This is a genomic window from Spiroplasma sp. DGKH1 (genome assembly GCF_040940205.1).
In the GTDB taxonomy this organism is placed as follows: domain Bacteria; phylum Bacillota_I; class Bacilli_A; order Mycoplasmatales; family Mycoplasmataceae; genus Spiroplasma.
Map to the genome: position 1 here is coordinate 29,201 of NZ_JASTWG010000004.1, position 13,416 is coordinate 42,616.

Below are 13,416 nucleotides of genomic sequence, written 5' to 3' on the forward strand. Positions count from 1 at the left end.
TTATTTTTTTGTTTCAGCATAATCATTATTATAGGTATAACGTTGTTTTCAAGAACGATCTTGGTGTTCCATAAAACTTTCAAGTTTACCTTGATAATAATCTTTAACAGCATTTGATGATTTATCAATTTGTGGGTACATATAACACACTAACAAAGCCATTTGGGCTGTTAACCGATTTTCTGCTTGGTCGAAAACAATTGATTGGGAAGAATCAATTACCTCATCATATACTTCCACATTTCGCGAAGCAGGTAAACAATGCATAAAGAAGGCTTGGTCTCCTGCTTGTTTCATTAATTCTGGTGAAACTTGGTAATTTGGTTTAAAAGCCTGGACTCTTTCTGCTGCCTCATCTTCTTGGTCAACTCATCACCATAAATCAGTATAGATAATATTAGCATTTTTTACTTCTGCCAAATCATCGGTTATTAATACTGATCCACTTTTAATTTGTGCTATATTTTCTTGGGCAATAGTAACCCATTCCGGTGGACTTTGATATTTTGTCGGAGAAATGTGGACAAAATTCATTCCTAATTTTGTCGTAATATGCATTAGTGATGAACAAACATTTGTACGATCACCAATAAAGACAACTTTAATTTCGTTAAAATTAATATTTTCATAATCAAGATTTTTGGTAGTTGGTAAATGTTCTAACATTGTAAAAACATCACAAATTGCTTGGGTAGGATGGTTATAATCTGTTAACCCATTAAAAACAGGAACATCCGCATATTTTGCTAAATTTAAAACTGTTTGATGTTTTAACGCACGACACATAATGCCATCACACATATGTGATAAGACTTTTGTTGTGTCATATAAACTTTCCCGAGCACCTAGATGAATTTCTCCGGGTTTTAAATATTGGGCATGTCCTCCTAATAAGGTCATTGCTGCTTCAAAAGAAACACGGGTTCTTGTTGAGGGTTCTTCAAAAATCATTGCTAAAGTTTTATTTTTTAATAGTTCAGGAACGGCACCATTGTAGCGTGCTTCCTTTAACATTTTCATCAGTTTAAATATCTCAAAAATTTCTTTTTGACTTAATTCTTGGGTATCTATAAAATGTCTAACTTTATTCATATGTTATCTTCCTTTCTATAATTTGATTATAATTTTCTAAAATATTAATTCAAATCCGAAAATTTAATTTTAAATTACTAAAAAGGGTAATTAACATACTATTTATTTACTTGTAAAGACTAAATTAATAACTCAAAAGTTAAAAGACAAACAGATAATATTATATTTTACGATAGTAAACTTCTATTTTTGGAAGTTATTAGTTCATTTATTAACGACAATTTTTTTTAATTATTTATTACTAAAATCATTCTCACTGGGAATCCAAGAGTCATTATCAAAAAAAACTTTTGGAATGATACTATATTTAATTCTTTCAACATTTTCAAGAGCTCTAATTTCTTCTAAGAAAATTGTTAGTTCATTAAAGGTTTTAAATTTTGCTTGTAAACTAATTGTTTCATTTGACCAGTGTTTTGAAAAGTAAACCACATTGGAAGAATTAGTACAAAGTTCTTTGATTTCATCATTAATAACTTGTTTCTTCGTTCAAATAAAAACATCGACAATAATGTTGTAACCAAAGAATTCAGAGTTGACAATGGCCACGGGACGAATAACTTTATTTTTAATTAGTCAATCAACATGCGCTTTAATTGTTTTTTGGCTGACATTTAGTTCTTTTGCAATTTGGTTATTACTTGTTAAAGCATTTTTATTAAGATGTTTAATAATTTGATAGTCGATTTTGGTAAGAACTTTTTGTTTCATAAATTATCTCCTTTCATTTTTATATGCTATATAGTTAAATTTTATAGTTAAAAATAATAATTTTAATTATTTTTAAAGTTAAAATTTTATAATTTTAAGAAAAATATTATCATCAAAAAATTATAATTCAGTTAATATGGGTAGTTACATTAAAGTAACTTCTTTTTTTATTTTTAATTTGTTTTACAATGAAATTAAGAAAAGAGGTGTTTAAAATGGAAACCGTAAAATTATATTTTCCAGAATTAAGTTGTAGTAGTTGTTTAAGTTCAATTGAAAAAAAATTAAACACAATTAACGACATTAAATATCAAACAAATTTAGTGGGGAAATCAATTACAATTGATTATGATCCAACAAAAATTACTAAAAAAGAAATGCTAAAACAAATTAAGAAAGCTGGTTTTGAATACGACGAAGTTCCTGCTTAATTTGAAGTAAGGAGAGAGAAAATGCAAAGGAGTCAGCAACAGTTTAAGATTAACTTAGTAAAATCAAAATTAACAAAACGTGAAAAACGACAACTAGGAGAAATGATTATTGCAATAATTTTAACAATTCCCTTGCTATTATCAATGATCCCAGTTTTTCCTTTTACCTATTTAACAAACCCATGATTACAATTAGTTTTAGCTACTATTGTAATAGTTTACCCTGGGCGGGGATATTATAAAAATATGTATAACGAAATTTTTCGTTGACACCAATTAGGAATGAATACTCTGATTGGCTTGGGAACTTTATTAGCTTATGGTTATAGTATTTATTTAATTATTACTCCCCAACATTATCATTTATTTTTTGAAACCGCAGCAACAATTATTACAATTTTACTAATTGGTAATTTTGTTAGTAACCGAATTCAAAAGAAGGTTAGCCAAGGAATTGAGCAAATTGTTACCTTAAAAGCAGATGAAGCAAATTTAGTTGATAAAAATAAAAATATTAAGGTAATTAACACCAATGATGTTCAAGTTAATGATCACTTATTAGTTCGCAAGGGTGAAAAAATTCCAGTCGATGGAGTTATTATTGAAGGAATTGGTTATTTAAATGAGGCCATGCTAACTGGTGAAACAAAATTAATTGAAAAACAACTTGGTGATGAAATAATTGGTGGGACAGTTAATGCCGGAGAAGCATTTTATATGGAAGCGAAAAAAGTTGGTAGTGAAACAGTCCTCGCTAATATATTAAAGAAAGTACAGGAAATTCAAAGTCAAAAGCCAAAATTACAACGGATTGCCGATCGGATTGCAAAATGATTTACCCCCTTTATTTTATTAGTAGCAATTATTGCCTTTGTGGTTCAGTATTTTCATTTTTATCCAAATGATTTATCCCATGCGATTAATATTGCTATTGCTGTCATTGTGATTGCTTGTCCGTGTGCGCTAGGAATTGCTACGCCTTTAGCAGTGGCGATTGGTACTAATAAAGCGGTTAAGGAGGGAGTCCTTTTTAACAATGCGGAAGTTTTTGAAAAAATTACTAAATTAGATGCCATTGCTTTTGATAAAACAGGAACTATTACCACTGGGGAATTAACCATCAAAAGAATTTTGGGTCCGGTTGATAATTATCCGTATATTTATAATCTAGAAAAATTATCTTCGCATCCAATTGCCAAAAGTATTATTCGTTATTTTAGCACACCCTTACCAGAAATTAAATTTAGTAATGTTTCTGAAACCGCTGGGTTAGGAATTAGTGGTCAATATGATAACCAAGAGTATTTATTAACTTCTTATAAAAAAGCCTTAACAACATATTATATTGATCCGTCATTAAAAGCTGAAGTTGAGCGGTTAGCAACCGATAGTCCAATCTTAATTGTCTTAGTTGTTAATAATACTATTAGCAATGTATTATTTTTAGCGGATACTATCCGCGAAGATGCTAAACAAACAATTGCTAATTTTAAAAAACATGGGATTGGTGTGTATATGATTAGTGGGGATAATTTAGCAACCACTGCCCGAATTGCCAAGGAAGTCGGAATTACTAATTACTATGCAAATGTTAGTCCGATTGATAAAGCCAATATTATTAAAGAAATTCAAAGTAATAATAAAACAGTTGGTTATGTGGGTGATGGTATTAATGACATTGTGGCGCTTGAACAATCAGATTTTGGAATTTCAATGGGCCAAGGTAGTGAGGTTGCGATCCAGGCTAGCGATATTACTATTATTAAACCAGATATTTTCAATATTTATAAAGCATTAGTAGCAACGAAATTAACCAGAAAAATTATTTGGTGAAATTTCTTTTGAGCCTTTGGTTATAATTTAGTAACGATTCCCTTAGCAATTGTTGGATTTATTCCCCCGATTGTCGGAGCGATTGTGATGGGAGTTAGTGATATTACTGTTTTAACAAATTCCTTAATTTTTTATCTTCGTAAAGTTAATTTTAATAAGTAAAATATCCTGCTGAGTGAGGATATTTTTTTATCAGAAATTATTATTTACAACTTATCTTTATAATAGTAATATTAATTAGTAAAACTAAAAAACTAGTATTAATTTAAGGGTGTTAATAAATTAATAAATTAACTTATTATTAGTTTTTTTGACAGAAAGGGGAAAAAATGAGTTTATATTTACAAGCAGATGTTGGCCAAGCAGTCGTTGCTACTTTAAAAGCTTGAAAGTTTTGAAGTGCCATCTTGGCAACAATCTTTGTAATCTTTTTAGGATGGGCCTTAACTAAAAAAGGGACCTTTAAAAAAGATTGAGAAGGAGTTTTAATTAAAGTGGTGATGGTTGTTGGGTTACCATCATTAGCTTTTAATGGATTTATGGCTAATATTACGATTGATAACTTAAAAACACAGTTAGCAATTTTATTAGTTGGATTTTTATTCTATATTATTATGGGGATTGTAGCAAAGTACTTTTATATTAAGTATGAAAAAGATGTCCAAGATACCTTAGCAATGTGTACAGTTTTTGCATCAACTACTTTCTTTGGAATTCCAGTAGTTACCGCATTATACGATAATGCAACATTGCCAGCTAATATCTTTAACATCCCATATCGAATTTTCTTATACTCATTAGGGTTTATTGTGATGAGTAAACCAGTGACAACTTTAGCAACCACCGAACAAACAGTGAGTGAAAAAGTTGTTGATATTAAAACCGATCCCAACGGTTATGCCCAAATTAAAACTGAGATGCGAGCTAAAAGAATGGCAACAATTAAGAAAAATTTAAAAACAATCTTTTTAAATCCAATCTTAATTGCCACAATTGTTGGGTTTATTTTCTGAGTAACCCAGTTAATTCCAGGAATTGAAGTTGTTCCCGATCAAATGAAAAATAACAGTGGGTTAAAATATTCACCACTCCGATTAGATAACACGTTCCCACCATTCTTTAAAGTTACTTCCACTTTAGCAGCGGTATGTACACCATTAGCGTGATTAGCAATTGGGATGACATTAGCCAAAGGAGACTTTAAAACTGCTAGTCAAGACAAAAAAGTATGGTATGGAATGGTGATGAAAGTTGTTGCTGCGCCAATTGTCGGGTTGATTTTAGCTGTGATTTTTGCGGAAATTGGAAAAGCTTCAGGAGCATGAACACTTGACACAACTGGTTTAGGAGTAATTGTGATTATGTTAGCCGCCCCCCCCGCCTCAGTAATCGTTGCTTATTCAATTGGTTACAAAAAACAACCATTATTAACAAGTAACTTAACATTGGTGTCAACCTTGTTCTCAGTTATTTCATTACCATTCTGAGTAATTATTACAACGGCAATTGGGGCCACACCATTATTTAACTAAAAGTGAGGGAAAACAATATGAATTTACAAAATATTAAAATGGTTTGTTATGGGGTTCGGAAAACTGAACGAGTTTTCTTTGAAAACTTAAATAAAGATTATGGATATCAACTAACATTAATTGAAGAATATTTAACAAAGGACAACATTGATACTGTAAAAGGTCATAATGCTGTAATGGTTCGGGCAAATTGTGATTGTGGAGCCGAAAATTTATTAAAAATGAAAGAATATGGAGTGAAATACTTACTAACTAGAACAGTAGGTTATAATCATATTGATTTACCAAAAGCCCACGAGTTAGGTTTTGAAATGGCAAATGTGCCAAGTTATTCACCAAATGCTGTTAGTGAACTAGCAGTTAGCATGGGGAATGCCTTGCTAAGAAATTTATTTTATATGGCTGACCGTGAACGCCAAACTAACTTTAAAGTAGATGACTTTATGTTTGCCAAAGAAATTCGTAATTCAACAATTGGGATTGTGGGAACCGGACGGATTGGTTTTGAAGCAGCGAAGGCTTGAAAAGGAATGGGCGCTCGTGTCTTAGGATATGACTTATATCCAAATGATAAAGTTAGCGAAACCTTAGAATATGTTGATTTAGATACCTTAGTTAAGGAATCAGATTTAATTTCATTCCATTGTCCATATATTAAAGAACAAAATCATCATATGATCAACAAAGAATTTATTAGTAAAATGAAAAAAGGGGCCGTGTTAATTAATGCCGCGCGGGGACCATTAATGGATAGCGCGGCAGTTTATGAAGCTGTTAAAACAAACCATTTAAAAGGGGTTGGTCTGGATGTCTTAGAAAATGAAGGATCAGTTTTCTTTAAAGATTTTAATGGTGATAAAACTGGGGATGATATGACAAATAAATTATTAGAATTATATCCCCGTGTAATTATTACCCCCCATGTTGGTTCATATACTGATGAAGCGGTTAAAAATATGATTGAAACTACTTATGAAAATTTAAAAATCATTTTAACAGGACAAGAATTAAAAAACCGAATTTAAAAAAAGGTCACATTTGGCAAAAATTTCCAAATGTTTTTTTTACTTTGAAATTCCGTAGTTATTTTTATCTTGACTATTTGGCAATTTATGATAAATTATAATTATTATAAAAAAGGTGGTGATGTTATGTCCGAAACGATCTCCAATTCTCGAAAAAAACTATGTGAAAACTGAATATTGAACAACAATGGCTTTGACAAAACTATTCTTGGATATAACCTCCCAGTAAAATTTTTGGTGAGATAATATTCAAAATAATTTAATAAGCTTAAAAGTTATTTAACTAATAATAATTAATTTTTAGTGTGCGTATTTTAACCCCATAAATTAAAATGCCACATATTTAAGGTCCAATTCAGGCAGATCATTTCTTGAGAAGAGGAATTGATTTTGGGAAAGAAGAAAATAAGGAAAAATAAGAAAAACAAATTAACTAAGTTTTGTTTTATAATTCAACAAAATAATTAAGTGCATTTAATCTTATCCAAATTTATTATGTCTACAATCTTAGTTATATTTGTTAAGGAAAAAATCGGGTATGACAAAAAGTAACCCCATTCATTTAAGAATATTTAATATTTAACTTATGATATGGCTATAAATTTCCAAATCTAACTATCTTGTTTATCATAAGTTTACTTAAGTACCATCTTAATAATTGGCAGGATTACTAAAATTACTAATTGTAATTAGTTGTTATTAAAAAATTATAGATATTTGCATAAAAGGATGGCAATATTTTTAGTGTTTTAATAGCTGTTCATGTTACTAACTACCCCATATATACATTCAAATTTTTACTATAATTTACAATTTAATATTAACCATTTTAAACCTAATGAATTTATGGTGATTATCATATTTTGCTGTTCCTTATAAATTTAATAAATTTTAATAATTAATCTCTCTTATTTTATATTTCTAATAAATTCATAATATTAATCACCATCAAATTTGTGTTACGAATGTTTAAATGCTGATATTAAAGTACTTTTATTGCATAATCATATGGCTGTTGGAACACGGAATTTGCTATTCCTTTTTCATGCAAATTAATAATTATTAAGATCACAATTAATTTATTGTTAGATAACTTTCATTAAATTTATTTAAAAAAATAATAAGTTTAATGTCATTTTTGTGTTATTGTGATTATTTATTAATATTTTTCAAAGGAGGTTAATAATGAAAAAATTATTAAGTATTTTAGGATCAATTACGTTAATTGGTTCTTCAACCCCGGCGTTAGCTAGCTGTGCGGGTAATCATCATTCAAATATTCCCCCCGAGCCTGATACCATTGACCAAGTTATTAATGATGTTATTAAAAAAGTTCGTGGTGAATTTCTAATTGGAGGTCAAAATAAGTATTTAAACGCTGGTGATATTAAAGAGGGAGATAGTATTTTACAATTACTAGACCGAAATTATGGTAAAAAACAAGAAATTTTGTTAACAGACCAGAAAATTACTACTGCTTTTAATACTGTTGTTCAAAATGTTTTAAGAGCAATTAGCCAAAACTTATTAAAAGATAGTATTTTTAAATCATATTTTACAAGTATTCCTGTTGATAAAATTTTAGTTTTTAATCCCGCGAAAACAGTATACAAACAAGAACCTTTATTATGAAAACCGGGGGGAGATGAAACTTTTGGGATCCCCAAAGATCAGTATCAAAAAATTTTACAAGATTCTAATATTACAAGTTTAGACAAAATATGAACAAATGTTTCTTTTAGTTTGAATATTAAAGATTTACGAACTGGGAAAATTATTCAACATACAAGTGATACCAATACCAACTTTTTATTAGCAAATCAAGGGGCTGATATTGCAAACTTAATTTCTGAATCAGGTAAAAAAATTGCTGGAGAATTGAAAAAAACCGATATTGTCGCTAGATTAAATAATTTTTCAGCCGATGATGTCCAACAGTTTGCCCAATTTAAAACATTAGCAAAATCTTATTTAGAAGATTATTTAAATAAAAAATTCCCTAGTTCAAAAATTCAAATTAATGAGTTTGAAAGTAATTCTAATCAAACAAATGACTTTGCTAGCTGAGGAATTAATGGCAGTCAGCAGAGTTTTCTAGATAAATATGAGTCAGGAAACGTAGTTACCTTTCAACCAAAATTTTCAACTGAGGAGATGAAAAAAAATTTAACTGCTGACTATAAAAAAAGTGACCAAGAATTTAGTTCGGCATTAGATAAACAAATTGATTTTTGAGAAAAAGACGGCTGGACTTTTACTGATCCTAATAATCCGATTCCTGATCATAATAAGATTTTTAACTATGGTGCAATTACTTTAAGCAATTGAACAATCGATGGATTAAATTTAGCTCCAATTAGTGTACCATATTTTATTACCCATGATGGAACTCTAAACCGTCTTGATACTTATGTTGATCAAGTTACCCCAGTTATTGCTAATATTTTTTCAACTAGTTCAACACTCTTTAACGATAATATCGGAAATAACAAAATTTTAACTTTAAGAAATTTTAATTCTATTATTAAGTGTAATATCTTTGCAGTTGTTTATAAAAGTCAGAATGTTTTAAATCATTATTCAGGGGTACCTTTTACTGACACGTTTGATTTATTAACTAGTGATGCAATTGATCTTGCAAAAAAAGACAGTGCCGTTACTAAAGAAGCATTAAATAATATTATTGGATTTAAAACTAATAATAATCAGCAATATAGTTTCCGTGGTGATTCAATGACAAATTTCTTAAATTATTTTTTGTATGCTTATCAGTTATTAAAAACATTTGATAAAGGTGATTTTGAAAAATGGCCTGATTTAACCGGAGCATTTGCTAATTATTTACACCCTGCAGCAACTCCTTATTTTGAAATTCTAGGTACTAAAATTAGTTTTTGAAATACTAGCGAGGCTAGTCTTAGCTTCATTGCTGGAGCAACTCCACCGACTAGTTAGTAATTCATAATAGTTTAACTAACTATGTCGACAGGTAAGTTTATATCACAACTGCTTGACTGCATTAGTAATAAACAAAAGGAGGAAATGGTTTGAAAAGAGGGCTAATAATCTTAAAATTAAATAAGTATATTTTTGCCAAAATTTTTCGTTCCTATGCTATTGGAATTATATTTCTTTTATCATTATTGCTTAGTCTCCTTTTTTCGCTAATCTTATTCTTATATTTTAAGAATGATGGAACTGCTTTTGTTAAAAATTTTCAATTTTATGTTTTAATTTTCTATTGTATTTTATTATTTTTATATATTTTAATAATTATTGTTAAGTTGTTTAGTCAGCAAATCGAGGATAATTCCCTATTGCTAATTATCACGAAACCAGTTAGTCGGATGCAAATTTTTATTTCCCAAACAATTGTTTCGTTTTTATCAATTATTATGTTTATTATTAGTAATATTTTAATTTTATTTATTGTAGGGATAGTGCTGAATTCTTTTAATGATTACCCATATTATCATTTTTATGTCCAGATGATTCTCAAGTTAATTATCTTTACTTTTATTTTTTCTTTTACCTTATTATCTGGGATCATATTTTTATCAATGTTTTTTAATTCCCATGTCATCTTTCTAATTTTTGCGGTGCTATGTAGTTTATTTATTTTGGGGGGCTTACCCAGTCAAATTTTAGATTTAGAACTTAATAATATTGCAATCAGTTTTGACAATGGTGGAGCACCAATTAATATGAGTGACATTAAGACCGATCTATTATTCAAAAAATATTTAAACCAGGGTTTACTTCGTTATCAAAACTTAACGACAACACTCTACCAATTTTTTGATAAATTTGATCAGAATGATTTAGTTAATTTTGGAACTAGTAACGATCCCACAATTGATACAACTTTAGCAAAAAGATATGACTTTTACGACCAGCTTCGTTTAGAAAATGATGGTCGGGTTGATACCTCAATGAAAATTAGAACCTGAGCTGATGATGAAAAAGGAATTTTTACGAACCAAGAAGTTATTATCTCAATTAATTTTTTGCATAATATTATTAGTTATGACCAATTGCAAGCCGATGTAGAAACAAAAGCGAATGATCAACAAACTTATTTGTTTAAAGTTGATTTATTAAATTTTATTAATGATTATATTAAAATATATGGTAGCAGGGATGCATTAATTAGTTATTGAGAAAATGACTTTCCCAATCTATTGTCTTTTGTGGAAGGAGACCCTAAGACAAATCCAGAAGCTTCTTATATTTTAGTCAAAAGTACTCAGCAAAAATATTCATTAACATCGAAAGATATTGTTGGTGCCTATAAAAATACAGAATCAACTTATAATTTTGATCCGGCTGATGCTTATACTAAAATCTTTAATAATCCGGTTTACTTTGCTTTGCGAATTGTGGAAAATGAAATTGAAAATATTGTTTATCAAAATAAAGTAATTGCTAATGCAAAAGTAATTGATAGTCTCCAAAACCCACAATGGGATAAGTATAATAATTTTGTTAATAAATATTGATGAATTAATAAATTTAATATCTTTGAGCACTTTAATCAGCTTTGAACGTCAATGCTTGGTAGTTATGGTAATTTTTGATTTAATCCATTTGTTATTTCTGAAATTAAACTAGATGGTGAACAAAATGAATTCTTTAGTTATCCAAATTTATTTTTACAATTAAATAATGACAATACGATTGATTTAAAAAATAGTAAAAATATCCAAAATAGTCAGGATGTCCTGATTGGTTATCTAACCTTAGCAATTGTCTTATTTATTAGTGCAGCGTTTGTTTGAAAAAATCGCAGAATTGCCCAGTAGGAGGATGCTAAGATGGAAAATATCATTATTGTTAATAAATTTACAAAGAAACTCCAAAATTTTAAAATTGAAAATATATCCTTTAAAGTTAAAAAGGGCAGTTTACACGCGTTGATTGGTGAGAGCGGGAGTGGCAAATCAGTAATGTTAAAATCAATTATTGGTGCGCTAACTCGCTATCGGGGTATAATTAAAGTCAATGGTTATGCACCCAAAAAATACCAGTCAAAATTAAAAATGGGGTATGCCACTAATCTTGAAGAATTTCCGTTAGGAATAACTGGCTATAACTTCTTAAAATTAGTTGGTAATTTAACGCCCCTGAAGAAAAAGACCTTAGTTAATAATATTGATAATTTATTAAAAATGTTTAATTTATATCAACATAAAGATAAAGTAATTTCATCTTATTCGTCCGGGATGAAAAACCGCTTAATGTTAATCCATTCGTTAATGAATGATCCTGATTTAATTATCTTAGATGAACCGGGGGCGAACTTGGACTATCCCAGTCGGGTAAATTTCTATCGTATTTTAATGAAGTACAAAAAAGAGGGGAAAACAGTTTTATTAACAACCCACATGATTGATGAGATTGAACCATTAATCGATGATTGTACCATTTTATTAAATGGAAAGATGCTTTATAGTGGTAGTTATGCACCCTTTAAAGCAAAAATGAACTACCGGTTAAGATCAGACAATAATTTAAAAGTCATTGAATATTTAAAAATTCGAAACATTCCCTACCGGTTTGTAAAAAAATTCAATGAGTTAATTATTACAATTTCTTATCCGATTAATATGGACCAAATTTTTAAATATACACTACAAAATAATGTGCACATCTACTATTTTAAAGAAATGAAAAATGATATTTCGCAATTGCGGTTAAAATTAGGAGAGTTGCAGAAAACTAATGACCAATTAGTTTCTCAGAAAGGGGGTGAGAATAATGGCACCAGAACCTAGTAGTTATTCCTCTAAACTTAAAAAACAACATCAACAATTTAACATAATGTTTCTAACTGGTAAGGGTGTTATTACTTTCCCCCGAATTTTAATATCATAGCGGGAATTCTCATTAATAACTTCCTTACTGTGTTAAGAAATCAACAAGAAAGGAAGGATATTATGACAAGAGTTTTTCGTCATGAAAGAATTAATATTTATTTAAAAGAAAAGTTTTTTAATGAAAATAAAACAAAGTTAATTGAATACGCGAAACTAGACCAACCAAACTTATTAAATAAACTAGAATTAGCTAGTTTTGGATTAACAAAAGAAGAATATCAGAAACGTAAAATTGAGTTTGGGGAAAATATTTTAACAAACAATAAAATGCACTGAGGATGAGAATTTTTAAATGCATTCTGTGGTCCTTTTAAACTAATTTTTTGAGCAATAATTATTGGTAATTTAGTTGTTTATTTTACTAATCGTACTCTTTCCCCATATTTTTTGGTAGGACCAATTTTATTTAGTATGATTTTAATTATTAGTGGAATGATCAGTTTTACCAAAGTAATTCGTAGAAATTTGATTACTAAAAAAATTGGTCAGCTTCCGCAAAGTACTGCCAAAGTAATTCGTAACGCCAACAATCAAATTTTGCAAATTAACGAAATTGACATTCCTGAATTAATCCCAAAAATGACAGTCATTAATTTAACTGATATTGTGCCAGGGGATTTAGTTTTCTTAGAAACAGGAGATTTTGTTCCCTCAGATTTACGAATTTTAATTAGTCACGACTTATATGTTAACCAAGCTAATATTACTGGTAATAACTGACCAGTTAAAAAAGAGTATTATAATAATGATAATATTGAGAGTAGTTTATTAAAACTACCCAACATTTGTTTAATGGGTTCAACGGTGGTATCAGGGTTTGCCATTGGGATTGTTACAGCAACCGGATGCAATACTTATTTAGCAGCAATTACTAATAGTATTATTGAAAAACATTCTTTTAATTAAAAAAACCCGT

Annotated in this window: 10 protein-coding genes; 8 read left to right on the plus strand and 2 right to left on the minus strand. The window is 29.1% G+C overall.

All coding sequences use genetic code 4. The features are described from left to right. Together ptcA and QPK10_RS03760 are read right to left on the minus strand one after the other, a co-directional pair. Positions 1-1,092: a putrescine carbamoyltransferase gene (ptcA, locus tag QPK10_RS03755; protein WP_368486693.1), complete on the minus strand. Its 1,092-nt coding sequence runs from the start codon at positions 1,090-1,092 to the stop codon at positions 1-3. A 231-nt stretch (positions 1,093-1,323) separates the two neighbouring features. Next, a complete protein-coding gene (locus tag QPK10_RS03760) occupies positions 1,324-1,803 on the minus strand; it encodes an Lrp/AsnC family transcriptional regulator (RefSeq protein ID WP_368486694.1) in 480 nt (159 codons plus the stop codon). Positions 1,804-2,018: 215 nt separating this feature from the next. Here QPK10_RS03760 and QPK10_RS03765 point away from each other — a divergent pair, with 215 nt between their 5' ends. The 8 genes from QPK10_RS03765 to QPK10_RS03800 all read left to right on the plus strand — a co-directional run bounded on the left by QPK10_RS03765 (position 2,019) and on the right by QPK10_RS03800 (position 13,406). Continuing rightward, positions 2,019-2,234, plus strand: a complete 216-nt coding sequence (locus tag QPK10_RS03765; protein WP_047791875.1) for a cation transporter — start codon at positions 2,019-2,021, stop codon at positions 2,232-2,234. Between the two features lie 21 nt (positions 2,235-2,255). Continuing rightward, complete coding sequence (locus tag QPK10_RS03770) at positions 2,256-4,229, plus strand: heavy metal translocating P-type ATPase (protein ID WP_368486695.1); 1,974 nt, start codon at positions 2,256-2,258, stop codon at positions 4,227-4,229. Positions 4,230-4,396: 167 nt separating this feature from the next. Then, complete coding sequence (locus QPK10_RS03775; RefSeq protein WP_368486696.1) at positions 4,397-5,599, plus strand: AEC family transporter; 1,203 nt, start codon at positions 4,397-4,399, stop codon at positions 5,597-5,599. A 17-nt stretch (positions 5,600-5,616) separates the two neighbouring features. Further along, on the plus strand, positions 5,617-6,624 hold the full coding sequence (locus tag QPK10_RS03780) for an NAD(P)-dependent oxidoreductase (protein WP_368486697.1): 1,008 nt from the start codon (positions 5,617-5,619) through the stop codon (positions 6,622-6,624). Positions 6,625-7,809: 1,185 nt separating this feature from the next. After that, positions 7,810-9,579: a lipoprotein gene (locus tag QPK10_RS03785; protein WP_368486698.1), complete on the plus strand. Its 1,770-nt coding sequence runs from the start codon at positions 7,810-7,812 to the stop codon at positions 9,577-9,579. 92 nt (positions 9,580-9,671) lie between these two features. Continuing rightward, the gene (locus QPK10_RS03790; protein ID WP_368486699.1) at positions 9,672-11,426 is read left to right on the plus strand and encodes an ABC transporter permease; all 1,755 of its coding nucleotides are present in this window, start codon (positions 9,672-9,674) and stop codon (positions 11,424-11,426) included. Between the two features lie 12 nt (positions 11,427-11,438). Continuing rightward, positions 11,439-12,398, plus strand: a complete 960-nt coding sequence (locus tag QPK10_RS03795; protein ID WP_368486700.1) for an ABC transporter ATP-binding protein — start codon at positions 11,439-11,441, stop codon at positions 12,396-12,398. Between the two features lie 162 nt (positions 12,399-12,560). Beyond that, entirely contained in the window at positions 12,561-13,406 is an 846-nt protein-coding gene (locus QPK10_RS03800; protein ID WP_368486701.1) for a cation-transporting P-type ATPase, read from the plus strand. The last annotated feature ends 10 nt before the right edge of the window (positions 13,407-13,416 follow it).